Origin of the sequence: Priestia sp. AB, assembly GCF_028369225.1 — a bacterium.
Taxonomy (GTDB): domain Bacteria; phylum Bacillota; class Bacilli; order Bacillales; family Bacillaceae_H; genus Priestia; species Priestia megaterium.
The window spans coordinates 72,296-97,185 of record NZ_JAQMYN010000002.1 but is presented as its reverse complement, the minus strand read 5'-3'; the positions used below and the strand labels follow the sequence as shown (position 1 = coordinate 97,185).

Annotated in this window: 20 protein-coding genes; 11 read left to right on the top strand and 9 right to left on the bottom strand. The window is 35.3% G+C overall.

Annotation, left to right across the window (positions count from 1 at the left end):
• Nucleotides 1-69: 69 nt before the first annotated feature.
• On the top strand, nt 70-531 hold the full coding sequence (locus POF52_RS06735) for a GNAT family N-acetyltransferase (protein ID WP_271991207.1): 462 nt from the start codon (nt 70-72) through the stop codon (nt 529-531).
• A 637-nt stretch (nt 532-1,168) separates the two neighbouring features.
• On the opposite strand, the gene POF52_RS06730 is transcribed toward POF52_RS06735, so the two are convergent.
• The 3 genes from POF52_RS06730 to POF52_RS06720 all read right to left on the bottom strand — a co-directional run bounded on the left by POF52_RS06730 (nt 1,169) and on the right by POF52_RS06720 (nt 4,603).
• Nucleotides 1,169-2,521 (bottom strand): sensor histidine kinase, encoded by a 1,353-nt coding sequence (locus POF52_RS06730; RefSeq protein ID WP_271991205.1) that lies wholly within the window; start codon nt 2,519-2,521, stop codon nt 1,169-1,171.
• A complete protein-coding gene (locus tag POF52_RS06725; protein ID WP_251442702.1) occupies nt 2,499-3,218 on the bottom strand; it encodes a response regulator transcription factor in 720 nt (239 codons plus the stop codon). The genes POF52_RS06730 and POF52_RS06725 overlap by 23 nt, the downstream gene beginning before the upstream one ends.
• A 92-nt stretch (nt 3,219-3,310) precedes the next feature.
• The gene (locus POF52_RS06720; protein WP_271991198.1) at nt 3,311-4,603 is read right to left on the bottom strand and encodes a VTT domain-containing protein; all 1,293 of its coding nucleotides are present in this window, start codon (nt 4,601-4,603) and stop codon (nt 3,311-3,313) included.
• Between the two features lie 470 nt (nt 4,604-5,073).
• Between POF52_RS06720 and POF52_RS06715 the strand changes: the two genes are divergently transcribed.
• The 3 genes from POF52_RS06715 to POF52_RS06705 all read left to right on the top strand — a co-directional run bounded on the left by POF52_RS06715 (nt 5,074) and on the right by POF52_RS06705 (nt 7,401).
• Nucleotides 5,074-6,276, top strand: coding sequence for an MGDG synthase family glycosyltransferase (locus tag POF52_RS06715; RefSeq protein ID WP_271991195.1), 1,203 nt, complete (start codon nt 5,074-5,076; stop codon nt 6,274-6,276).
• Between the two features lies 1 nt (nt 6,277).
• On the top strand, nt 6,278-6,976 hold the full coding sequence (locus tag POF52_RS06710; protein WP_271991193.1) for a polysaccharide deacetylase family protein: 699 nt from the start codon (nt 6,278-6,280) through the stop codon (nt 6,974-6,976).
• Between the two features lie 302 nt (nt 6,977-7,278).
• Nucleotides 7,279-7,401 (top strand): hypothetical protein, encoded by a 123-nt coding sequence (locus POF52_RS06705; protein WP_255255999.1) that lies wholly within the window; start codon nt 7,279-7,281, stop codon nt 7,399-7,401.
• 926 nt (nt 7,402-8,327) lie between these two features.
• Here the strand turns inward: POF52_RS06705 and POF52_RS06700 are convergent.
• The 4 genes from POF52_RS06700 to POF52_RS06685 all read right to left on the bottom strand — a co-directional run bounded on the left by POF52_RS06700 (nt 8,328) and on the right by POF52_RS06685 (nt 13,589).
• Nucleotides 8,328-9,431, bottom strand: a complete 1,104-nt coding sequence (locus tag POF52_RS06700) for a GerAB/ArcD/ProY family transporter (protein WP_271991188.1) — start codon at nt 9,429-9,431, stop codon at nt 8,328-8,330.
• A 19-nt stretch (nt 9,432-9,450) separates the two neighbouring features.
• A complete protein-coding gene (locus POF52_RS06695) occupies nt 9,451-10,644 on the bottom strand; it encodes a Ger(x)C family spore germination protein (protein WP_271991185.1) in 1,194 nt (397 codons plus the stop codon).
• A gap of 30 nt (nt 10,645-10,674) precedes the next feature.
• Entirely contained in the window at nt 10,675-12,177 is a 1,503-nt protein-coding gene (locus POF52_RS06690) for a spore germination protein (RefSeq protein ID WP_271991182.1), read from the bottom strand.
• A 518-nt stretch (nt 12,178-12,695) separates the two neighbouring features.
• Nucleotides 12,696-13,589 carry an AraC family transcriptional regulator gene (locus tag POF52_RS06685; RefSeq protein WP_016763674.1) on the bottom strand — a complete coding sequence of 298 codons (894 nt, stop codon included), beginning with the start codon at nt 13,587-13,589 and terminating at the stop codon, nt 12,696-12,698.
• Between the two features lie 192 nt (nt 13,590-13,781).
• Here POF52_RS06685 and POF52_RS06680 point away from each other — a divergent pair, with 192 nt between their 5' ends.
• The 4 genes from POF52_RS06680 to POF52_RS06665 all read left to right on the top strand — a co-directional run bounded on the left by POF52_RS06680 (nt 13,782) and on the right by POF52_RS06665 (nt 16,076).
• Nucleotides 13,782-14,369: an NDxxF motif lipoprotein gene (locus POF52_RS06680; protein ID WP_271991178.1), complete on the top strand. Its 588-nt coding sequence runs from the start codon at nt 13,782-13,784 to the stop codon at nt 14,367-14,369.
• A gap of 106 nt (nt 14,370-14,475) precedes the next feature.
• On the top strand, nt 14,476-15,021 hold the full coding sequence (locus POF52_RS06675) for a hypothetical protein (protein ID WP_255323348.1): 546 nt from the start codon (nt 14,476-14,478) through the stop codon (nt 15,019-15,021).
• Between the two features lie 162 nt (nt 15,022-15,183).
• Nucleotides 15,184-15,366 (top strand): hypothetical protein, encoded by a 183-nt coding sequence (locus tag POF52_RS06670; RefSeq protein ID WP_176583706.1) that lies wholly within the window; start codon nt 15,184-15,186, stop codon nt 15,364-15,366.
• Nucleotides 15,367-15,674: 308 nt separating this feature from the next.
• Nucleotides 15,675-16,076, top strand: coding sequence for a hypothetical protein (locus POF52_RS06665; protein ID WP_271991174.1), 402 nt, complete (start codon nt 15,675-15,677; stop codon nt 16,074-16,076).
• Nucleotides 16,077-16,335: 259 nt separating this feature from the next.
• Here the strand turns inward: POF52_RS06665 and POF52_RS06660 are convergent, their stop codons facing one another.
• Both POF52_RS06660 and cax read right to left on the bottom strand, forming a co-directional pair.
• The gene (locus tag POF52_RS06660; RefSeq protein ID WP_271991171.1) at nt 16,336-17,766 is read right to left on the bottom strand and encodes an arylsulfotransferase family protein; all 1,431 of its coding nucleotides are present in this window, start codon (nt 17,764-17,766) and stop codon (nt 16,336-16,338) included.
• Between the two features lie 446 nt (nt 17,767-18,212).
• A complete protein-coding gene (gene cax, locus POF52_RS06655; RefSeq protein WP_116371777.1) occupies nt 18,213-19,256 on the bottom strand; it encodes a calcium/proton exchanger in 1,044 nt (347 codons plus the stop codon).
• A 778-nt stretch (nt 19,257-20,034) separates the two neighbouring features.
• Between cax and POF52_RS06650 the strand changes: the two genes are divergently transcribed.
• The 3 genes from POF52_RS06650 to POF52_RS06640 all read left to right on the top strand — a co-directional run bounded on the left by POF52_RS06650 (nt 20,035) and on the right by POF52_RS06640 (nt 24,695).
• Complete coding sequence (locus POF52_RS06650) at nt 20,035-21,849, top strand: sigma-54-dependent Fis family transcriptional regulator (RefSeq protein WP_271991166.1); 1,815 nt, start codon at nt 20,035-20,037, stop codon at nt 21,847-21,849.
• A gap of 148 nt (nt 21,850-21,997) precedes the next feature.
• Nucleotides 21,998-23,200 carry an iron-containing alcohol dehydrogenase gene (locus POF52_RS06645; RefSeq protein ID WP_016763677.1) on the top strand — a complete coding sequence of 401 codons (1,203 nt, stop codon included), beginning with the start codon at nt 21,998-22,000 and terminating at the stop codon, nt 23,198-23,200.
• A gap of 34 nt (nt 23,201-23,234) precedes the next feature.
• Nucleotides 23,235-24,695, top strand: coding sequence for a CoA-acylating methylmalonate-semialdehyde dehydrogenase (locus POF52_RS06640; protein ID WP_016763678.1), 1,461 nt, complete (start codon nt 23,235-23,237; stop codon nt 24,693-24,695).
• The last annotated feature ends 195 nt before the right edge of the window (nt 24,696-24,890 follow it).

Sequence of the window (24,890 nt, the reverse complement as noted above, 5' to 3'; positions counted from 1 at the left end):
TTAAAAAGCGTGTCTTTAACACCCTTTATGTAAATGATGGTTGTTATTCTTTGTAGAGGAGCACTTGTTATGCGAATTATTAATATTAGAGAACAGGTAGAGTACAAAGATAAAGCTATTGAATATATTCAGAGTAAGTGGGCGAGTAAAGAGAATTTAAGACTTTATGAAGACTGTATTATGCATAGCTTAAAGACAAATAGTTGTCTTCCAGTTTGGTACTTGTTAGAAGATAAAGGAGAAATTATCGGCTGTGCAGGGCTTATCACCAACGATTTTATAAGTCGAATGGATTTATGGCCCTGGGTGTGTGCTCTTTATATTGAAGAAAGTTATCGAGGTAAATCCTTAGGTGAGCAACTTCTTTTAAAGTTGAAAGAAAATACGAAAGATGCCGGATTTGATAATCTTTATTTATGCACTAACCACGTTGGATACTATGAAAAGTATGACTTTATATATATAGGTGATGGTTATCATCCATGGGGGAGTAGTTCAAGAATCTATAGGGCTAATTTAATTAAACTGTGATTGTATTTAATAGATTAACTATTAATTTTTATTTGAAATGTTTTTAACTGTTTCAATCAGTGAATAGCGGGTATAGGTTGATTATACAAGCGTAGTGCCCCCCAGGAACATGCATGTATATTTCTTTTTCTTACTTACCCTGTTTGAACCCTCCTATTGTGGCGGGTTCTTTTTTTGTGTTTAAAAGATACAACTTTTTAGACTATATATACCGGACACCTCAATCTCGCTCTATAGTAGATAATTTTCGAAGAGGAGATAAAATTCAAGTTTTTTCTGGTGGAAGACAGCTTGATGGCAATGGTACGTTTATTCGAGCAGAAGGCGGATGTTTAGTATGGGAAGATAATTCAGGTAATAGAAATACGACTAGTTTAGAAAGTATCAGCGTTCGCAGATTAAGAAAACGTAGTTGCTAATCTTTTGGACAGGCTCTGATTTTATATAAATAAAAAAACACCTTCAAGCTGAAAACCGGGTATGGGGTACCGAGCAATCACTTGGAGGTGTTTTTTCTCATGAAAAACTGGTGATTTCGTTTTGAATGTATTCATTAGTTAGCATTTTTAGAAATTAAATATTGATAGTTGCTGCCTCACTAGTGGTACATGAGCTAATTTATATAAAAGCGACTTACTCAGTTTGTAAGGGGAAAAGTAACTTTAATCTCTGTTCCAGCATGTTCTTTGCTTTGTATATCAATTTCTCCTTTATGGAGGTTCACAATATTTTTAGCAATAGCTAATCCGAGTCCACTTCCTCCTGAATCCCGTTTGCGGGCTTTGTCTACCCGATAAAACCTTTCAAAAACATGAGATTGTTCTTCTTCTGGTATGCCAATGCCATAATCTTTTATTCGGAGAATCGCTTTATACTGATTACTTTTCAAAAAGACCTCAATTACATCAGTACTATACTTTATAGCATTATCTAAAAAGATAATGATCACTTGTTTCAGCTTCAATTCATCTCCCTTGATGAAAATGGAGTGGGAATTTTTATGCAGAATAATAGGTCGGTCATAAACTTGCATGAACTGAGTTACAAGGGCTGTGCTGAGAGAAACAAGGTCAACTGATTTTATATCAACAGGTTCGGAGTCCTCTAATTCAGCTAAACTTAATAGTGTTTTAGTCAAATTTTTCATTCTATTTGTTTCTAAATAAATAGCCTCAATTGTTTCTTTTGCTATTGTTTCGTCTTGTGTGCCATGCCTTCTAAGAATCGTAATAAAACTGCTAATAACAGTCACAGGTGTTTTTAACTCATGAGAGGCATCGGAAATAAATTGCCTTTGTTTATCTGAGTTTTCCTTCAGTTTGCTAATCATACGGTTAAATGTAGCTGCCATTTTGTACACTTCATCTTTTGTTTCAGTTTGTATACCAATCTTTTTCAGCATTCCACTTTGTTCAATATCTTCCATTGTAGAGATCATTGATACAATAGGCTTCATAATGATAGCTGATAGCCATCTGCCAGCTAGAAAAGAGAGAAGAACAGAAACAATGGTAACAGTCCCCATTATGGACAAAATAATATCTTTGCGGCTTTCTAGTCCTGATAACCGCTCACTTATTTCTAACGTGCCGATTACTTTGTGATTCTGATGAATCGGTACGTGAACTACTAAATTTTGGTGTTCTTGAAAAGGTCTAAGTTCAAAGTTCTTTTCTGTTGAAAAAGTAGGGGAGATTTTCTGAACAAGAACTTTGTCGTTAGTGACTTGATTAATAGTTGTAGAGTTCGGCCCAACGATTCGAATAAAAGAGTGACTAGGCATGTAAGAGTTTAAAAGGTTTTTGTCTAGTTTTAAGGATTTGGAAATGTGGTATTTTTTCAACATTTCACTCGCATTTTTGAAGACTAAGTGTGCTTCCATATTAACGGTCGTTTTCATAAACAAGAAAAATACAATCGTATTTACAATGAGCAAGCTGACTAACAGAGAAACTGTAATAAACAAGTTAACCTTGGTCGTAATTTTCATATGGTTCCTTTCTTATCACATATCCTACTCCTCTGACGGTGCGAATCAAGGGAGAGTTAATCTCTTCTTCTATTTTCTTTCTCAAATGTCCAATATACACATCTACTACGTTTGTTTCTCCTTCATAATCGTAGCCCCAAACGGTCAAGAGGATATTTTCTCTGCTCAGTACGATATTTTGATTTTTTAGTAAATAAACAAGCAAATCATATTCTTTCGGGGTTAGTATAATCGTTTTGTTTTTTCTTATGACTTCTCTGGTCTCTAAATTCACAGATAAATCTTCTATTGATAAATGAACATCTTTTTTTTCAGTAACTTCTTGAATGATAGCTCCATGGCGAAGACTATTGCGCACCCTAGCTAATACTTCTTCTATTTCGAAGGGCTTGGTGATGTAATCATTTGCTCCATGATCTAGTCCCATCACTTTATCTAACGTAGTGTCACGGGCTGTCAAAAGAATAACAGGGAGGTAGGCGTTCTTTTTTCTAATTCTTCGAAGGACTTCGATACCGCTAAGTTCTGGAAGCATAACGTCTAATAAAACTAGATCAATGCTATTATGTAAAGCAGCTTCAAGGCCGCTTTTTCCTTCATGCTCTACGAATACTTTGTATCCTTCATGTTCAAGCTCAATTTGAAGAGCTCGTGCAATCATTTCTTCATCTTCAACGATTAAAATACGGTTTTGCATGCAGCTTCTCCTTTCCCGTCGTTCAAAATATAATAAATGCCATTTGGACAAGATAAGTTCCTGTTTAGTTTGATTTTCTTTTTAGTGAACCGCTATAGACTAATACCTTTCATAAGACGGAAGGTTTCAAGAAGTAAAACGTTTAACCCTAGCCATACTCCCCCAAATACATATCCTGCTGCAATATCGCTGGGATATTGTATGCTCAGGTACAAACGACTAATCGCAATAAGCAATAAAATAAGAATGGCTGCTATTGGTGCTAATGTAGGAGTCCATAATCTTTTAGAGTGTCGAACCAGCATAAATACAGCAAACCCATAAACAACAAAAGCCATCAAAGACTGCTCGCTTGGAAAGGTGTATGAAAGCTGTTCTATCAACGACTTTCTAATAGGGGAGAAATGGCGGAAAATTCGTCTTAGGCTTTCTTCGTATAGCTCTCCTCCGCCTGCAACAGCTACCAGAGATAATAATTCGATTTTTTTATCTCTGCCTTTCCATAAAATCCATACAAGTGTAAAGACAATTAATGCCACTAGAACTTGCCTGGATCCCAGCATGAAAAATATCCGCATTGATACATTCCAATCTTTATTAAAAAGGGCTGTTATTAATAGACTCGTTATTTTGTTAAAATCTCCAAACTCGTTTGCGATAAAGTCTTGCGTCATTCCAATCATAAGCAGAATAAACCCTAATGTTACTAATGCTGTAAATATAAAAACAAGACCTGCCCGTTTCCGCGTATGAAACACATTTACTATCCACTTGAGACAATTAATTGCTATCTTTTTAATCGTTACTTTGAACTTTTTATAAATGTAAATAGCAACGAACAAACTTACAGCTACAATCATCCCAATGATAAAGTACTTCTTGATAGAATGATGAAACTGTTCCCACTGAGGTCCTAATAACTTTCCTAGAGTAATAAATGTGGTGACCCAAAGAAATGATCCGCTATAGGCGTACAGTGCATACGTACGAAAAGGAAGCCGAGTAATTCCTGAAAAATATCCTGTAATATGTCTAATAACTGGGAGGAAATAAGCAATAATCAACAGTTTGTTTCCATGTACACTAAACCATTTTGACATTCTTTCAATTCGCTCTGGCCCCATATGAAGAGTTTTTCCGTATTTATCAAAAAAAGGAGTCCCTAACTTATAACCAACTCCGTAGGCTATGGTCATTCCAACCATACTCCCCATACCAGCCACCAAGATACTTCCCACCCAGCTCAAATGTCCTTGAAAGGCAAGAACCCCAGCGTAGCCCATGAGCAGCTCCCCTGGAAGAGGAAGAGCAAGAAGTTCCAGCATCAATGCTAGAAACAGCACGATATATCCGTATTGATTTATATAAGATGTGATAAAATCCATGGTTTGTCCTTCTTTCATAGTATGTATTTACCTAAAGCACAGTTAGTAACTTGAATTTTATTGAAAATAGGAGAAGTGAAAAGAGTAATTTCACCTTTGTTTTTTTAATGTAGCACTATTTATAAAAAAAATTGGATTTTTCATTGATTTTTAATGTTATTTTTAGCCTATTTTTAATTACAAAACGTAGACTGAAAATGTGCTATTTGAAAGCTCAACTTAAGACTGTATGTTTTTCTAATAAATAGTGTAAGAAATTCCTAAACAATCTATGTAACGAAAAAGAAGAAAAGATACACCACACAAATTGATTAAAAAGGCTAAATACCCGGTATTAATTTTTTATCATGTTTACCCTTTTATTAGTAGAGTAATTTTTTACTCGTATAAACAAGAGAACAAAAAGGTACGTGAAACAGCCCAGGCTTTACCACATTGCAAAAGCATAAAAACTACAAGGAGGGAAAGTCATGAATAATCGCGAGAAAGATAAATACCTCATTCTTTCCGCTACATTTGGAGAGGGACATAAACAAGTGGCAAATGCCATAAGCGAGGCAGTAAATGAGATGGTTGCTGATGCTGAGCCTATTACCATGGATATCATGGAGTGGATTCATCCCACCCTCTATCCAATCAGCCACTATATTTATAAAAAAAGCATTAAGAAGTTTCCTCAAGTGTATAGCTTTTTGTATAAAAAAACTCGTGTAAAAAATTCGTTTTCCGTTAAGCTAAATTCGATCTTTTTATCGGGCATGCAAGCTGTGCTTAAAATCATACAGGATATAAAACCGAAAGTAGTGGTTAGTACCTATCCATTTGCCGCCGGGATTATATCAAGATTAAAAGAGCAAGGGTTAATTGATATTCCAGCGGTAACCATCATCACAGATTATACGGATCATTCTTATTGGATTCATCCCTCTACAGATCAATATGTGGTAGGGTCTGCTCGATTGCGTGATCAATTAATTGTGTTAGGGGTAGAGGCAGACAAAATTAAAAACACTGGAATACCTGTACGGAAAAGATTTATGGATGTTCTTCCAAAAGACCTTCTCTTAGATAAATATATGATCAATCCAAATATGTTCACCCTGCTCATCATGGGAGGGGGAGACGGATTTTTTGGAAAAGGAATTTCAACCTTTAAGGCATTAGAATCAATTTCCACACCGATTCAACTTTTTATAGTATGTGGTAAAAATAAGAAATTAAAAACACAATTAGAATGGGAATTAAAAGACTCGAAGCATGACGTGAGAATTTTTGGATACTGTGAAAAGGTTGAAGAATTAATGGCTATTTCAGATTTAATGATCAGCAAGCCTGGAGGAGTGACAACCTCTGAGGCAATGGCGATGGATTTGCCAATACTGCTTTATCATTCGTTACCAGGACAAGAAGAAGACAATGCAGAGTATTTATGTCGTTCGGGATTCGCACTGTCTGTAAAGTCAGAAAAAGAGTTAATTGCGCAAATTGAAAATCTTGTCTGCGATTCAGCACCTTTAAGATGGATGAAACAAAGAATGAAAAAATATCAAACCAAAACATCATCCATAGACGCTCTCCATGTCATTACCGAAGCAGCAAGACGCGGTCCATTACGTAACGTAACAGATAGTAGAACGATACAAAAGCAAAAGGAGATAGAGGTGAGTATATAATATGGAGTTCATGATTTCTGCTATTATTTTTTTTATTTTATTATACACCGTTATTCCGTATTTCTTATCACGTGGTCTAGGAGTGAACGTAGTTAAAAGAGGAAGGGATTTATCTAAAATTGCTTTTACGTTTGATGATGGTCCGAACTCTATTTATACGCCGATACTTCTTGATTTATTGAAGAAAAATGAGGTGAAGGCAACCTTTTTTGTGGTCGGTACTAAAGCAAAAAAGTACCCTGAACTGATTCAGCGCATGCATAATGAAGGGCACTTAATCGGAATTCATAACTACGTACATCACTCCAACTGGTTTATGTCGCCTTGGAAAGTTAGAAATGGACTTAAGAATACAGCCAAGGTGATTAAATCTATCACTGGAGTCACACCTATTTATTATCGGCCCCCTTGGGGAATGCTCAACCTTTTCGATTTTATGAGAAGAGGTAAATATAAGATTATTCTATGGTCAATCATGGCGGAAGATTGGCGAACCTCTGGCGGAAGCGAAAAGATTAGACAACGCCTGGCCAACATAAAAGGCGGGGACGTCATTTTGCTGCACGACTGCGGAGATACGCTCGGGGCAGAATCTGAAGCTCCAAGAAACACAATTAATGCGTTAAAAGATGTATTAAAAACAGTGCAAACAAAAGGATTCACTTGTGTCCGTGTTGATGAATTGGTAGAAAAGCTATAGGTAGTAAGAGGATTATCTTTATTAAAGCTTGCGAATGGAATTTTAATTCTTGTTATTACCGTAACTAAATATCTTGTCTGTTATAAAAAAGAACCTCTATTTTAAAGAGGTTCTTTTTTATGGTCAGTAAAAATATATGGTAATATAATCATATATTGGTTATATTTATAATTTAGTGATTTTTAAAATCTGTGTTGAATCAACAGTCAATTTAAACGAAATCTATGAAAGTAGGGTAGTTCTTGAAAAAAGTTATTTTGAAATTCTTTGTATATTTTTTAATCTTCTTTGGAGGAAACTTAATGATTAATATTCTGTTTACCTCTAATTTTGATCTTTTAACAGCATTTTCAACCGCTTTTGGAGTTTCCTTTGGGATTGCTATCTTTGAGTATTATACACATAAAAAAGGCAAGGTAGCATAAGGTGCAGTGCTTTTCACCCAATACATAAAAGATTTTATTAGAAACTTAAATGTCATAGTATTAAATTATAAAAATTTTGAGGTTTAAGATGGGAAATTCGTTGAATTACATTTATTTTTTTATTGCCATTTTAGTTGGCTTGTACTTTTTTATCACCAATAAACACTCCAGAAAGCCACTATTCATGTTGTTACTATCGATGCTTTTATTTTATAGCAGCGCGTATTTCTTTTACTATAAGACTTATCCAATTAACTTACTCAGTACATTATCCATACTTGTGCTTTGGTGGATTATCCTTTTATTGCTAAGAGAGATTTACTCTAGAGAAGAAAATATTTTCTGGAATCTTTGTTTAATCTACGTAGCGTTATACCACTCTTTGCATTATGTTTTTGATTCATTGGCTCAAAAGAACTTTTTGTATGGATTTATCTTTTATTTTTATACAAATGTAGGATTACTTCTGCTTGGCTTGTACTATTTCTTAAGAGTCTATAAAAATAGAACCGTACATTAGAATGAAAAAAGTTCTTTGGAGATCAATGTCCACAATTCTTGTGGAGTTAAATTTTTATAACAGATTGCTTTGCAGAAAATCAATTATTTTTCATCATTTAATAAATATTATTAAATCTCATGGACACCTTGTATATTTTTATATTATTTACCGCACTTTAAAAGAAAAAGGTGAGGCTGATATAATGGCTAAAATAATTCCATCCTTATGCATTTTGCTCGGGGCTTATATTCTTATTGTATTCATCGACGTTTTTCAGGGAAACTATATGTTTCAATCGTTTTATAACATAAAACAATATTTTGTAATTGCCCGTGGGGAAGATTATTTTTTAGTTATTTTATTTGCTTTGATATTCCTTACTGTTAGCATTTTTCCTGTTTTAAAAAAACAATAGCCTCCCTTGTCATGAAAGGGCAGGCTTTATTTTTTGTTTTATATATGCTGTAATCAGCAATAGGATAGGAATTGCTATATGAAAAGGGAGATGCAATAAATAAGGAACAATTTTGAGTCCTTCATTTATATGAGCTTGGTAACTAGGAGCAATCATCAGTGAGTAGAAAAAAATAACACCGCCAATTAAATAAATGTTTGTAACAGAAGGTTTCATTCGAAACAAATCACCTGCGCCAATCACTGCACAAAAGAAATAGATGGTTATTTTAACAAAACCTAAAATGACCATGAGAATAAGAATAAAGGTATCCAGTCTTTGAATAAAACTAGCTATGTTAATGTAACTCACAGCTGTCAGAGCCGGGAAAGAGGATCTTAAAACAGTCTCTGGTCCGAGTACACACAAAAGAATAATTGAATTAATGGTTAAGACAATCCCTCCTATTATAATGGCGGATAACCCAATTGGTGCAGCCTGATTTTTTTTATTCAAATAAGGAAGAATCATAGTAAAGGTAATCAATTCCCCGAAAGGGACAGTAATGCCAAGAGGGACTAACTCTTTGCCTATGTTTCCCCATCCATTTGCTAATACGGGTTGAAGGTTCTCCACCTTGATATAGCCTCCCACTACATACAAAACATTTAATATAAAAAGAGTCAGTAAAATAACAACAAAACATAAGCATGTAACTCGTGCGAATGCTTCTATTCCTAAGTGAATACTATAAATTAACACAAAGGTCATGCACATGCCCAGCGTAATAATCGATGTAACATAGTAAGAAGAGCTAATTAGTAACTCTTCAAAATCACGTAGTACTCTGGAAGCAATATAAACAAAATATATAATATAACAAAAGCTGATAGCACTGCCTACGTATTTACCCCAGATTTTAATGAGATAGCCGGTCAAAGGCATATTAGGGTATCTCTTATATAAGGAGATATAGACTAAATACAGTATACATCCAAAAATAGTAGCCAAAAGGGGGACTATCCATGCATCTTGCTTGGCGGCCTTTCCGATATCTAAAAGCAGCGTACTGCCTAATATAAAGATAAACATCATACAAAATAATTGAAACCCGTCGATTTTTATTTTAGTCAATGCTTTTTCAGCTCCTCATCTAATTTACTTCATAAGGATTTGTCCGCATTCCGGTATTTACAATACTGACGTTCACATTCATCGATACCTTCGCACTTGAAAATAGATTCTCCCAATTCTGTTTATGCTGACGCCAATAACTAGGGTTGGTTCGAGACAAGCTATCACCAAAGCCAAATATATCTGCCTTTTCTTTTTGTGCGATGCGAATAGTTTTTGTGATTTCCTTTTGTAATTCCTTTTGGACTTCTTTTTCCAACTCTTTCAATACCTTAGGGTTGTTTAAATCCTTTTGGCATGATGTTTCCGTAATTTCTCCCACGACGTTCAAATCTGTATGAATGAAAGGTTGCCCACGGCGGATTGCTGTTTTTATTTGGCCTTTTATTCCAGTCGCTGTAACTGTGATATTCTCATTTATATTACAAGGGAAAACAAGGGCTGTGCTTTTCACTTCAGACGTAACAAGTTGAACGGATCGAGCCTCATCGCCATCCAGCCATCGAACTAATTTTCCTTTTCTAAACATGGCTAATCCTTTTACCTGCATAGCACTTGGGCTGGTATTCTCTAAATTGCCTGCTTCCTCTGCCTTCTGAGAGGGCTTGTCAATGTTGATTCCAGGAAGAGATAGATCTTTTCCCTCACTCAAAAGCATAGAAATAACTTCATATCCTTGTACATTACTAACTATTCCATACATTTTTTGATTGTTCTGGCTGGTACTTAGGATACTTTTGACTGGAGTAACCTCAAAAGGTTCAATCACACCGAGCAATTTCTCAGCAGTCCCATCACGTGCAATAAAAACTGGAATACTTGTACGGGCTTGTTTGCCTCGATCCAAAGCATCAAATAATAAGCTAAGGTCATTTCTTGCTAATTTTTCACCTATAATGATAAGCGAAAGATGTGAAGTGATATGTTCTCTTGGAATAACGACGGAGGCTTTTTTTAATGCCTCTACTAGTGTTTTGGCAGTTACTGTATAGTTAATGACAGGAAGACCCTGTCCTCCTGTCGAACTGCCTTGTGACAAACCGCTTGGGTTAATAATCTGATAGGTTACTTTATAGGGTTCTTCCGAATTTTTATTCTCATCAATTCCCATTCCTATAATAACCCCTATTTGGTTTAATTCTCGGTAATTCGAACATCCTGAAACGCATAAACAAATGCTAGCAATCCATAAAAGCAAAAGATAAGTTTTCATTTTCTATCCTCATTCATCTTTATACGACGTCTATTTATTTTGATGTTTTTTCAACAGAGATGGTAAAGAGAATCGAACTAAAGTATCCTTTTGCTCTTTAAAATCAAAGGGGGCAAAAGGTGAAAAGTAGGGGACACCGAAAGATCTTAGACTGCTTATATGAAGCCATATACATAAGGTCATAAGCAAAATTCCATATAAGCCAATAAATGCTGAAATTATAATCAAGATAAATCGAAAACCACGGGCCGCATTGACAATGCTAGTAGATGGCAGTGTAAAATTGCTGATGGCAGAAATAGCAACAATGATCACAATAGCAGCTGATACAAAACCTGCTTCTACAGCTGCTTGTCCTAAAATCAGTGCTCCTACAATGGAGACTGCTGGTCCGATTGCTCTAGGCATTCGGATTCCGGCTTCTCGCAACATCTCAAAAGCTAGTTCCATCACTACCATTTCTACAATTGCTGGAAAAGGAACTCTTTCTCTTTGCGCCATTAAGCTGACCATTAATGTGTTTGGAATAAGTCCCTGATGATGCGTAATCAATGCTAAATAGATAGCAGATGCATACATAGAAAGAAAAAAAGAACCAAATCTTAGTATCCTTAAAAAGGAAGAAATATAATAATTCTGATAATAATCTTCGGGAGACTGAAAAAATTGAGAAAAAATAGCAGGTGCAATTAATACAAAAGGTGTTCCTTGTACAATAATAGCAATTCGACCTTCTAATAAATTTCCTACAACGGCATCAGGTCGTTCCGTATTTAATAGAAGTGGAAAAATAGTGGTCCTATCATCCCGGATAAATTCCTCAATATAGTTCGACTCAAGGACCCCATCTACCTTAATCTCTTTTAAACGTTCTTTGATTTCCTCTACAATACGTTCATCTGCATTCCCTTGAATATACATGATTCCTATATCTGTTTGGGTTACGCTTCCAATTTTCATGCTGTCTAAGCGTAAATTAGAATCCTGAATTCTAGCTCGTATCAAGGAGGTATTAGTCCTTAAATTCTCTGTAAAACTATCTTTGGGCCCTCTAACAACAGTTTGACTGGTTGGTTCTGTTACTGCGCGGGACTGAAGTTTTTTTGTATTGCCAATGAAAATTTTAGAACTTCCATTCATTAGTATGACCGTATCACCAGTTAAAACTGCCGACACAAATTCATGCCAATTCTCTTTTATAGTCAATTGAGATACAGTCAATATTTGAGGTATTTGTTCTTCTATCTCTTTGACGGTTACTACTTGATTACTTTCTTTAAGCCACTGAATAAGAGGCGTCATGATATTCTCATTTATAATGTTTTCATCTGCTAATCCGTCAAGGTGAATAACGGCTGCTTTTAACGTTTTTTGATACGGAGACTCAACCATTCGAAACGATACATCAGAACTATTTCCTAATTCGTTTAATAGTCTCTCTATATTTTTATTTACATCATCATATAAGGGAGCTGCCGAACAATCTGTTGTCTTTTCTCTATTAGAGCTTTTCAGAAGATATTTTTGTCGCACGTTTTACCACCTTTTATATGAGTGAATATTTGTTATACAACGAGTAACGTTATCATTCCTATAAAATGTAAAAAATATGCACGTGAGGAAAATACATAAAATAAAATGATAGGAAATGTATCCAACTTTGTTTTCTATTTTGTCGCATTAGTTGAATGTCAAAGTAAAGCTGAGGATTCTTTAGAGTTTTTAGATGAAAATCAAAGCGGGTTAGCTAGTATTACTTTATATCCAGTGACAGATCAGAAGGTATTGTTTTAAGAGTTAAGTAATTGGAGAGAAAAGCATCTCACACTTCTATATATATCTGATGTTTTTATAGCCGATATCGTACATTATGATAATTAAAAATGAAGTGAATATTCACATTGATTGATTCCAAAATTCCCAATGCAAAAGAATAAAAAGCCCTCTCTTAAGTTTAATTGCTTAGAGATTGGGCTTTTGTATAGGAATATCTTTAGTATTATAAATGAATTTCTACGCTACTTTTCTCTTAAACAAATGGGAGTTCTCTTTTATGCCTTAACAGTCTGTTTTTTTACAGGAATGTAGATATCAATCTCTTTATTTTCTGAACCATAACATCTTTTATCATACAGTTCAAATTCCATTGATCCGTAGTGCTCATAACCCGATTCAGGGAACCATTCTGTAAAAACATAATTCCATGTGGACTGAATGGAAGAAGTAAAAGATTCTTCATTTGATTTTGGTGTAGTAAATACGGCATAGTCTAGTTCAGGGAAACTTCTGTAAACTGTTCCTTTAGGCGCTGAAGTGCCTTCCTTTACTTCCATGCCAATTACATAAACAAACTCACCCGTTTCAGGATTAAAATCAGTGCAAATACCAAGCTCCGTGTTTTCTTTTAAGGGATTGGGGATTTTAGAGCCTAATCCATTTTGCATGTACTGTTGCCAAAATTCAGGAATGTCTTTGTTATTCTGGCCACCCTCGTTCTTCGTTTTTAGCTCATATCCAATGACATAAAAAGCAGATTTAGTGACTAGTTTTGGTTCCATCTTATTTCCTCCTGACAAAAGTGTGGTAGTTAGGTAGGCTTTTCCCCGCAGCGGTCCAGATATTCTCCTTGCGTTACGGTATTGCTTCGGTGAAACATCATAAAAGTTTTTGAACGCTCTGTTAAATGATTCTTGATAGTGGAAACCCACATCAAGTGCGATATCAATGACTTTTTCATCTGTGAAAAATAAGCGTTCTGCTGCGCGTGTAAGTCTTCGTTTCCTCACATAATCCATCACCGATTCTCCAACCATGGCTTGGAAGACACGGTGGTAATGAAAAGGAGAAAAGCAAGCAATTTCTGCTAACTTTTCTAAAGTAATTTGTGTCTCCAAATTCTCCTCAATGTAATCTAGCGTTCTTTGTATACAAGTTACATAATTCATTTACATTCACCTACCTTACGTTCACTATAACAGCAAACAAATCGTTGTTCTTAACATTTTTTGCTATATTCAATTAGAGGAGGGTAGTTTTGCAATATACGCCTCTAGATGTATAGTCCTAAGGGAATTTTAATGCTAAAATTTTCTATGTAAATTAATGGAATTAATACATTGGTAAAGGGAGCGTTCGAATTGAAGAAACTTTATTTTAGCTTAATGATTATTTTTTTATTAGGTGCTTGTTCTTATCAGGAAAGTACAAAAGAAGTTAGTGAAGAAATTGTATTACCAACTTCTATATTTAGTTCATCGAAAAATAATGCTGTAATTGATGAAAAGGAAATGAAAGAAAGTATAAAGACTTACTTAAATACTAACGAGGATTTATCTAATATCAGTGATCAATTTGAAGAAATGATGGATTCTGATCAACAGCTAACTAAAGCTGAAGCGAAAAAACTTGAACAACTAAACGATCTGGTCAAAGAAAATGATCGTAACTTTTCCACATATATCTCGCACAATACTCTACCAGAAGGATATAAAAAAGAGTCAGAGAGAATTAGCCGTTTTATTATGGGTTCCAATCAAATTTTGGATGAACTGGATCAAGCCATCGATGACATGGTTGAGCATATAAGCAAAGGAGATTTTTCTGAAACAGAAAATGAGTCACTTATGAATAAAAATGAAGGCGTAAATGGAAGGGAACAGAAAAAGATAGAGAATTTTCTAGATGACAAAAATATTGATACAAAAGCTTTTGGACGAAAGAGTTAAAACAATTTAATAGATTTGCTTTGGTTAGGGGGAGTTTACTATTGGAGTAGTTAAGTCTACAAATAAACTTGCATTTTCTATTATCTATTTAGTCTTCGGTACAGTTTTGGGGATAGTAGCCAAATATTTAGATACTATTGCAGGTGCTGATGGAAGCTGGTGGATGAATATCCTGCCGTATTTCGGGGATTTGTGTTCAAGGACAGGTATTTGGGTACTGATTGCTACCCTTATAGCCGCGTATAGTAAAACCAAAATTAGTGCGGCTCTTAATACATTCATGTTCTTTATAGGAATGTTAACAGGCTATTATATATATTCCGCTTTTCTATTTGGATTTTTTCCAACTAGTTATTTTTTACTGTGGGGAAGTATCGCACTAGCGTCTCCGTTTCTAGCAGCTATTGTATGGATGGCTAAAAATAATTTACGTCTAGCTTGGATATTACCAGCGTTGCCTATGGGGTTATTGCTAAGCCTTTCTTTAGCGGTTGGAGTATTTTATATACATGTAAATTATATTGAAGAGTTCATTATGTATGCTGTTTTATGCGGAGTCTTTTACAAAAATCCAAAGCAGCTAGCGGCAACAATTTCTGTTTCGTTTATCATTTGGTTTATTATCAAACAAGTAAGTCCATTTCACTTTTGATTTAGATTAAGGTTTTAAAAAAAATGAAAGTTTACTATGTGAAAAGGGGATTTCGGTAACTAACTATAAATACAATTCAAAACGGCTTTTACATATATATTCTTTAAAATACAGTAATTAGGGAACTTTTATAGAAGTAATTCGTATAAAAGGCAGGAGGTGATGGATATTAACACGGAAAAACGTCTGGATGAAATTGAAAGAAAATTAGATGATTTACATAATAAGATAAATAAGCAAGAAAATAGAGTAAAGTATAAACCTATCTTTACAATTGTACTCATTTTATCTGCAATTCTCATATTTTTTGTGCTGATAGGTGTTGTAAGCTTTTTTACAGGTTAATTTGTTTACTAATCTCTCAGAATTATTTCTGGGAGACCTTTCATTATTTAAACTAACGACAATTCATTTTGTATAAACTTGTATATAATATACCCGCTTAAAGTAAAAGGGGATAAAATTATGATGGGAAATGAAAAGAAACGTTCCACATTTAGTGCGACTTTCAAAACTTACGAACAGCTATTAAAAAAGATCTTACATATGTTCTTTACTAGATAATATTCTACGCCATGTTAACTAAAGATATATATTTTAATAAAATATAAAGTAGTAAAAATGACATTATGGTGTTTACATGGAGGAAGAGCATGAGAAAGTTTTATATTGCTTTATTTAGTCTTTTCTTTTTTATTTCATTAGTAGTTGGATGTCAAAGTAAAGATGAGAATCCTTTAGAGTTTTCAGGTGAAACCCAAAGCTGGTCAGCTACTATTACGTTATATCCCGTTGAAAATAGTAAAGAAACAGCTCAAATAAACTTAAATTATCTAGGTGGTAAGGTAGAATCCGTAGGAGATTTTGGGATTAATTTAGACACTTCAAATAATCAAAATGAAATTGCAGTAAGAGACGCAAAGTTAAATAAAGAAGGGAATTTCAAAGAAAAAGTAAAGGTTGACGCTAGTAAAGGTGTAATTAAACCTGAATATATGACTTTAACTGTTAAATGGAATGAAAAGTCAGAAGATATGATTTTAAAAGTTAAGTAATTAGGAAGAAAAAGCACCTTATACTCATCTATATCAAATATTCCCTCAGTTCTTTATCCTTACTATTTGTTAAAATATAATATTATATATCAGGAATTTTATTTTTGCAGTTTAGATTAATATAGTAGCGGTTTTTTGGAAAAATCCTTAGCTCACATAATTTCTAGTTGATTCCTTAAAAGGTGAATGTCCCCTCAAGCCTTCTGAGTAGGGGGCGCTATACGAACATTTTTAAAATCTAATAGAAGATTATTAATGCTCACTTTCGTCTATTTCGTCTTATTTTCACGTAAGTAGTCGGTGATGTACCAATGACGTTCCCGCAGGAGTCTAATGCTTTTACTTGAAAATAGGGACCAACTGCCTGAGCAAGGATATCTGTTTCAAATCCAGTACGAGGGCTACTAAATATCACTACTGACAATTTAAAAGGCGTTGGGCCTGCCAGTAACTGCCAAGCAACCGTTTCTGTTGAACCATTCCATGATGCGTAAGCTGTAGCTTGACCGTCATGCAATAAGTCTACCGTTATGCTAGGAGGGTAAAGTGGTAGACCTACCCACTTATTTTTAAACGCTCGATAAGAAAGGTTCTGATTTGGATACCGCATATCATATAACAAATTAAATGAAGGATTTCTTTGTGTATTACCAGCATTCTTAAATTCTGAAAGGTAGGGCTCTTGCCCCCACCCAATGAGTTGATTTCCATTGGAAAGCTTTTGCGCATTTCCTTGACTTGGAACGTATAAAGCTGGGTCATGATAATACGTTCGATCTACATTGGCGACCTTGTGTTTATAGTCTAAGTGAAGAATTAAACCACGCGCCTGTCCCTCAGGAGGAGAGGTTGAAGAGGCACAGCAGGCGTCATCAAACAAGCTTATCCTATTTTCGGACCTATAGCGCGCATCATGCTGCCAAGAAAATGCAGCGTTCGGTCCAAGCTTAAAATCACTTTGTTTTCCACCAAGTTGCCAAATTACCTTTCCCGTTTTTTTATCAATGTTATAAATGGCCCACATATTACGCATACTCACTAGAAGTGTATTGTTTGGCCCTTCTTCGACTGAATTTACGTGGTAGCAATCCCATATATTATTAGAACTTGTCGCGGATGAAGCAGGTACCACTGAATCAGCTGGATTAATATGTTCAAGTGCACTCCAAAAGAAGAGAAGCTCTCCCGTCTCAATGTCTACTTCTTGAATAGAGTAATCATCAAAATACCCGCGTAATGGTCCACCATACTTAGATAAATCTGCAGGTACTTGTTTTACTGCCGTAAACAAAGCCGTATTCCGTTCGGTGATTGTAAACTCATGCACATCAGCTGTAAATCCTTTTTTAGCAAATAATTTTTTAATGACCTTATAATGCTGATTGATAATTTGAAAATAAGCACCAGGTTCAGGATCGCCTGCTGGAAGGTTTGGGGTTGCGGTTTGAGTTCCTGAAATTGTTCCTTGCCACATCGTAAGAACAGGATTCCCGCAGTACATTTGTACTCGAAAGTCTGTGTTTTGGATATATCTACTAGCAAGTGGTCTAAACCACATTGGATTCCCTGTCTGATCCATAATTAGTGCCCCAGTTTGGCCAATCATCGCTGCTTCATATACCGTATAGGGCGCAACAAATAATAGGCCGGGAGCTGTTCCGGGCTTATCAACATTAATGGTAACCTTCATGGGATGTAAATTAGGAGCCGAAACAAAATTTCATACTTGCGGGTTTGAATGATTGGTGGATGATTGTGAATTAAAATTATCCATTCCCACTCTCATCTCCTCTAAATTTTATTATTAGCACTGTCGAGCTATTAATATGTCATTTACGTCAGAATATGTACATATGTTTTAGGTTTACTTGTGTCTTTTGTTTATTTTAAATGCTTGTATATAAGGGCAGATGAAATAAATGTAAAAAACGAGCCCTTAGCAGATAAGAGCTCGTTTTTCTCGTTCATATACCTTTATATATTATCAATGCAGCAATATTTTAATCGTGTTTAAAGTTGAAAACCATGCAAAAGAAAAGCAAATTTTTGTATATATGTTATTCGTCAAGATTTAAAAAGATGACCAAGCGTTGTCTTTATGTAAGCTGAAATTTTCATCTTTTTCTTGAAAAAATTCTATAAAAGGTAAAAACTAAAGCCTATCGCAATGTAGGTACCAACAAGTAAAACACCTTCGAACCAGTTGGAATCACCGTCGTTCACAACGGTCACCGTCATGAGAGCGGCAAGGATCATCGCAATCATTTCCGCTGTATTAAATACAAGAGGCAAGAAATCATACAAGTATGAAAACAGAACGAGTATAGGAGCAACAAACATGGCCGTTTGGACGGTTGAACCAATGGAAATCTCCACCATTACGTCCATTCTGTTATTATAGGCCATTGCAATTGCTGACACGTACTCTGCAGCACTTCCGACTATGGCCACAACAATAATTCCAATAAAAACGTGACTCCAGCCTAAGGCAGCACCTACTGGCTCAATGGTGCCAACAAGTTTTTCACTAATATAAGCTAGTACAATTGTGGCCAGTCCAAGTACAACGATTGCTTTCTTTTTTTTCCATTCTGGTTCCTCTCCATTTTCTTCTGCGTTTCCAGTAAAAATCCCCTTATGCGTGACAAGTTTAAAAAGAAGAGCAAGCAAGTAAATGGTCAGCATCACAATAGCAAAAGAAGTTGATAGAACCTGCATATCTTTATCATCCAAACGTTTTGCAAAGATAAATGGCAATACAAAAGTTACGATAATAGCAAACATTAAGAGGGAGGTATTATGTCGTGTTTTAAATACACTAAATTTTTGCTTTTTAAATCGAATTCCTCCAACAATCATTGATATTCCACTCGCAAAAAGTAGATTAACGAGAACTGCTCCAGTAATGGAGGAAATGACGATTGTATTTAGTCCTTTACTTAATGCAAAAAACGAAATAATAATTTCTGCAGCGTTGCCAAACGTAGCATTAAGTAATCCCCCTGCTGTTGGACCTACTACAACGCTAAGGCTTTCAGTAGAACGTCTGATGTAATTAGCCAAACTAATTAATGTCACACAATAAATAAAGAACATGAAAATATAATTCCAATTAAAAATGCTGCCAATAATTGAAAGAGGTACACCAATAATCATAAAAATGAAAAAGACTTTATTCATATTTTCCTCCATGGTCATTTATAGATCCTATAGCAAGAAGAGAAGCTCTATATTATCTTAGCGTTTTTATTAATATAACTCTTATACCCTTCGTTATTCATATCGGTAATACAACTGAAAAAATAGTTGAGTGGAGAGAATAAAGTATGATACAAAAAATCAAATAATTCGTAGCGTTCTTAGTCATTTACTGTATAAGTATCCCCCAAAACTCCTTCCAAGGGTGAAATAGAAGAGTATGCCACTAGCTGAACCCCATAATAAGCTTAAAAACGTAATGTGACGGGACAATCTTTGAGGAAGAAAAGCGAACACAGCAAAAGCGAGTATAATTAAAAGTAAAATACTAATTTCATTTTTATCGAAATTCTTCTATAATATTACGAACAGTCCACCTCTCGGTAAGTTATTTTTGGGGGATTTATGAAAGTAAAAGCAATAAAACCGAGAATGATAAAATAGTTAATGTTTAAGTCTATATTCCAATACATGTAAGAAATAACTAAGAATAAGCTAAGATAAAAATTAACAATACCATATTTAACCTCCTCTACATATTTATTTTTCAATAAGGAGATAAGCATGTAACAGAACAACTAAACGCTGAAATATAACTGTCGTATGTAATCTTAAACTGGTGCTTTTTTCTACCAATTTGAATATGATTAGATAGGTAATAAGAGATTTCTTTTATGTCTAAAACACAGACAATTTCAAAAACTTTATGTATAATAAATACTACATTTTTATTAATAGCTAAGATTAGGAGATATAAATAATGATACAAGACTTTAATAAATATACGCCCTTTGATTATAACCAAATAAAAAATAACGAACTTGTTCATAGATGGATGAGACCTCTTTCCGCTAACCTGACAGAAGGTCAAACATTAAAGGAAGCCATTCATTTACTAGACATGCACGGTATTGAGGGGTTACCTGTTGTTTCCGCACAACAGAAAGTTATAGGGGTGCTAACAACTTCGGAATTATTGAGATCCTTAACTGGATGCCACTCACTAAATACCAAAGTTGAAGAAGTTATGAAGCCTTCAATAAACAGTGTTAGTCCTCATGACTCTATTGACACAGCTTGGAAAATACAAGGGGGGATTTTACCTGTTATAGATGAAAAAGAAAAATTGGTCGGGTTATTAACTAAAACGGATATTCTTCATTCGTATTCTTTCTATTTAAAGCATCTCCAAGAAAATCCTTATGCTGTTGAAACATTAGACGCTGTTCTAGAAAGCGCTTACGAAGGTATTGTTATTGTTGACACAAATGGAATTATTAAGGAGTTTAACGCGGCCTACTGCCGTTTTTTAGGAAAAAAACGTGAAGAAGCTATTGGAAAACATGTCACAGAGATTATAGAAAATACCCGAGTGCATATCGTTAGTGAAACGGGGACAGATGAAAGAGGTTATGTTCAACGTATCCAAGGTCAAGACATGATTGTTCATCGTATTCCGATTAGAAAGGAAGAGAAAATTGTAGGAGCAATTGGCATGCTTATCTTTGAAGGCGTCAGTGAGCTTTATAATATCTTAGGTCGTATGCAGGAATTGTCCCGAAAAGTAACAGAATCTCATTTGCCTAATCCTGAACAAATAGAGAATAACAATCATTTTGATCAAATTATTGGAGAAAGTCCCGCAATACAAACCGTAAAAGAGATTGCTAGAAAAGCAGCAAAAACACCTTCTACCGTATTAATTACTGGAGAAAGTGGCACCGGAAAAGAATTATTCGCAAAAGCAATTCACTATTCTAGTCCATTTTCAGAAGGACCCTTTGTTAGTATCAATTGTGCCGCTATTCCAGAACAATTACTTGAAGCAGAGTTATTTGGCTATGAGGAAGGAGCATTTACAGGAGCACGCAAAGGAGGAAAGCCAGGTAAATTTGAACAAGCTCATAAAGGTACCTTATTTCTAGATGAAATTGGAGACATGCCCCTACTTATGCAAGCTAAGATACTCCGAGTATTACAAGACAGAGAAGTGGAGCGAGTCGGAGGAATGAAAAGTCAACATGTAGACGTACGAATTATTGCTGCTACTAATAAAAGGTTAGAAGAGCTAGTTAAGAAGGGAGAGTTCCGTGAAGATTTATATTATCGTTTAAACATTATTCGTTTGAGTATTCCACCACTTATAGAAAGAAAAGAGGATATTCAAATATTACTCATACACCACCTTAAAAATTTTTGTGAAAAGTTTGGAATCATTAAAAAAAGCTTTTCTTTTGAAGCAATGTGGTATTTACAAGAATATCAATGGCCAGGAAATATACGGGAACTTGTCAATACGGTGGAAATGTTAGTAAGTCTAGTAGAAAATCAAGAAATTACGGAAGAAGACTTACCTGCTCATTTTCGAAAAAAAGATACAAGCTCTTTTATAACAGAAAAAAATAGTGATACAAACAGACTCTTAAAAAAGGTAAGAGAAGATATTTTATCTAGTGAAAAAGACACTATTTTGAGAACGCTTGCTGACGTGAACGGTAATAAGGCTGCTGCCGCGAGAATTCTTGGAATTCAGCGTTCTACTCTTTACATAAAATTAAAAAAATACGGATTATAGTTCAAGTGTCTGTATAATCGGACATATATCAAACACTTATGTATTTAAAAATAGACACTTTAACTAAAAGAAGCCTTTGGAATTAAGCTTTTATAATTGGCACGGTTCTTGCATTAATAACAGTGACGTTAATGTAAGGAGGGATTTTATGAAAGGGTATTCAAAATTTTGTATGCCTAACTCAGTCTTTTATGGGGAAAATTCTTTAGCTCAGCTTGGAGAGCAAGTGAGAGCTTATGGAAAGAAAGTACTTTTAATTAGTGATCGTGTTATGGAAAAAATAGGACATGTAAGAAGTTGCGAAAAAATACTAGAGGATTTAAATGTTTCTTATGCTGCATACTTAGATGTTAATACAGAGCCTACGGATTTACACGTTAATGAAGCATTAAACCTGTGTCTAAGAGAGCAATGCGGTGTTATTATCGCAATAGGTGGAGGAAGCTGCATTGATGCTGCCAAAGCTGTAGCTGTAGTAGCAACCAATGGTGGTTATATTGGTGATTTTGCAGGCGGAAAGTCTCCAATTACAGAAGATCCTCTTCCGCTTATTGCAATTCCGACTACGGCTGGAACGGGTTCGGAAGTAACAAATGTTACCGTAATTACGAATACTAAGGAAGATATAAAAATGATGATTAAACATCAAGCATTTCTTCCGAAAGTAGCGATTGTAGATCCAATTTTTACAATTTCTACTCCTCCACAAGTTACAGCAGCAACGGGAATTGATGCACTTTGTCATGCTGTTGAAGCTTATATATCACGTTTATCTCAACCGTTAACGGAAACATTGGCTCTTTCATCGATAGAAGCTATTTTGAACCATTTAAGAAAAGTTTATCAAGATGGAGAGGATTCAGACGCAAGGGAAAAAATGGCCATTGCTTCTATGGAAGCTGGACTTGCTTTTAGTAATGCTTCTGTGACGCTAATTCATGGAATGTCCCGTCCAATTGGTGCTTTATTTCATGTACCTCATGGTATTTCAAATGCAATGTTACTTCCAGCGGTACTTGAATTTACAAAAGAAGCTGCTATCGATTCACTAGCAAAAATAGGACATCTAATTTATCCAGAATCGAAATCATTAAACAAAGAAGAGCTAGCTGATGTGGCTATTGAGAAAATAAAGCAACTTTGTTGTGACTTAGATATTCCTAATATGAAAGCATGGGGAATAGATGAACGAGAGTTTCAAAAAGTAGTTGATAAAATGGCAACGGATGCACTAGCAAGCGGCAGCCCTGGAAATAACCCAAAAGTGCCTACTCATCAAGAAATAGTGGATTTGTACTATTACTGCTATAACTACAATTTTTCAAGAAGCAAAAATACTGTTGAATCTTAAAAATCTACTAGTTTATCTAAAAGGAGAATGAAAAATGGAAACTACAACTAATACAAAAGTAATTCAAAACTATATTGCCGGTGAATGGGTAGAGTCATCTACAAGGATTAGAGAGAAAGTCTATAACCCTGCAACTGGAGAAGTAATTGCAGAGGTGCCTCTTTCAACAAAAGAAGATGTAGATCAAGCTGTCCGAGCTGCGAATGAAGCATTTAAGGGCTGGTCCAAGACAGCAGTTCCAAAACGGGCGCGAATCTTATTTAAGTATCAACAGTTATTAGTAGATAACTGGGATGAATTAGCAAGGTTAGTGACGATTGAAAATGGAAAAAGCTTTAATGAAGCACATGGTGAAGTACAACGTGGTATTGAATGCGTGGAATTTGCTGCGGGCGCTCCTACCTTAATGATGGGGAAACAGCTTCCTGATATTGCGACAGGCATTGAATCTGGCATGTACCGCTATCCAATTGGCGTAATTGGAGGGATTACACCGTTTAACTTTCCAATGATGGTTCCTTGCTGGATGTTCCCTCTTGCGATTGCTTGCGGTAATACATTTGTCTTAAAACCATCTGAGCGTACGCCGCTTTTAGCTGCAAGATTAGTAGAATTATTTGAAGAAGCTGGATTGCCAAAAGGCGTATTAAACATTGTAAACGGCGCGCATGATGTGGTAAATGGTCTTCTTGAACATAAATTAGTGAAAGCTATTTCTTTTGTTGGTTCTCAGCCAGTAGCTGAATACGTATACAAAAAAGGTACAGAAAATTTAAAGCGTGTTCAGGCTTTAGCCGGTGCAAAAAATCACTCAATTGTACTAAATGATGCTGACTTAGACGTAGCAACAAAGCAAATTATTGGTGCTGCCTTCGGCTCGGCAGGTGAGCGTTGTATGGCCGCTTCTGTTGTAACGGTACAAGAGGAAATTGCAGATAAATTAATCAATCGTTTAGTAGAAGAAGCAAACAACATCGTCATTGGAAACGGCCTAGAAAAAGATGTCTTCTTAGGACCCGTTATTCGTGAAAATCACAAAGAGCGTACGCTTAGCTACATAAAATCAGGCATAGAGGAAGGAGCTCGGTTAGTTCGGGATGGCCGTGAAGATAGTGCAGTAAAAGATAAAGGCTATTTTGTAGGGCCAACTATTTTTGATCATGTCACACAAGAAATGAAAATCTGGCAAGATGAGATTTTTGCACCAGTATTATCGATTGTACGTGTAAAATCACTAGAAGAAGCAATTGAGGTAGCGAATAATTCCCGATTTGCAAATGGTGCTTGCATTTACACAGATAGTGGTGCAAGCGTCCGCGAGTTCCGTGAAAATATTGAGTCGGGCATGTTAGGAGTCAATGTAGGAGTGCCAGCTCCTATGGCGTTCTTCCCATTCTCGGGCTGGAAAGACTCTTTCTACGGTGATCTTCATGCAAACGGCACAGATGGCGTAGAGTTCTATACAAGAAAGAAAATGGTTACGGCTCGTTACTAAAAAGATATTTAGAGACAAAGGGGAAGCTTTAAGTAATTCTCATTAATATTGTCCAAAAATAAATGTGTTTGATATTAATGCAAGTGAAATAAAAATCACATAGTCGCAAAGACCTTTTCCACTAAGGCTTTGCGACTTTTTTGTGTTTTAATAATATTATAGAGACATTTGCCTAAAAATTGAAATGTCACGGGA

What these genes read in the sequence shown, in the direction of transcription:
- POF52_RS06735 (WP_271991207.1), top strand. Translation starts at nt 70, where the DNA reads ATGCGAATTATTAATATTAGAGAACAGGTAGAGTACAAAGATAAAGCT.
- POF52_RS06730 (WP_271991205.1), bottom strand. Translation starts at nt 2,521, where the DNA reads ATGAAAATTACGACCAAGGTTAACTTGTTTATTACAGTTTCTCTGTTA.
- POF52_RS06725 (WP_251442702.1), bottom strand. Translation starts at nt 3,218, where the DNA reads ATGCAAAACCGTATTTTAATCGTTGAAGATGAAGAAATGATTGCACGA.
- POF52_RS06720 (WP_271991198.1), bottom strand. Translation starts at nt 4,603, where the DNA reads ATGGATTTTATCACATCTTATATAAATCAATACGGATATATCGTGCTG.
- POF52_RS06715 (WP_271991195.1), top strand. Translation starts at nt 5,074, where the DNA reads ATGAATAATCGCGAGAAAGATAAATACCTCATTCTTTCCGCTACATTT.
- POF52_RS06710 (WP_271991193.1), top strand. Translation starts at nt 6,278, where the DNA reads ATGGAGTTCATGATTTCTGCTATTATTTTTTTTATTTTATTATACACC.
- POF52_RS06705 (WP_255255999.1), top strand. Translation starts at nt 7,279, where the DNA reads ATGATTAATATTCTGTTTACCTCTAATTTTGATCTTTTAACAGCATTT.
- POF52_RS06695 (WP_271991185.1), bottom strand. Translation starts at nt 10,644, where the DNA reads ATGAAAACTTATCTTTTGCTTTTATGGATTGCTAGCATTTGTTTATGC.
- POF52_RS06685 (WP_016763674.1), bottom strand. Translation starts at nt 13,589, where the DNA reads ATGAATTATGTAACTTGTATACAAAGAACGCTAGATTACATTGAGGAG.
- POF52_RS06670 (WP_176583706.1), top strand. Translation starts at nt 15,184, where the DNA reads ATGGATATTAACACGGAAAAACGTCTGGATGAAATTGAAAGAAAATTA.
- POF52_RS06665 (WP_271991174.1), top strand. Translation starts at nt 15,675, where the DNA reads ATGAGAAAGTTTTATATTGCTTTATTTAGTCTTTTCTTTTTTATTTCA.
- POF52_RS06660 (WP_271991171.1), bottom strand. Translation starts at nt 17,766, where the DNA reads ATGAAGGTTACCATTAATGTTGATAAGCCCGGAACAGCTCCCGGCCTA.
- cax (WP_116371777.1), bottom strand. Translation starts at nt 19,256, where the DNA reads ATGAATAAAGTCTTTTTCATTTTTATGATTATTGGTGTACCTCTTTCA.
- POF52_RS06650 (WP_271991166.1), top strand. Translation starts at nt 20,035, where the DNA reads ATGATACAAGACTTTAATAAATATACGCCCTTTGATTATAACCAAATA.
- POF52_RS06645 (WP_016763677.1), top strand. Translation starts at nt 21,998, where the DNA reads ATGAAAGGGTATTCAAAATTTTGTATGCCTAACTCAGTCTTTTATGGG.
- POF52_RS06640 (WP_016763678.1), top strand. Translation starts at nt 23,235, where the DNA reads ATGGAAACTACAACTAATACAAAAGTAATTCAAAACTATATTGCCGGT.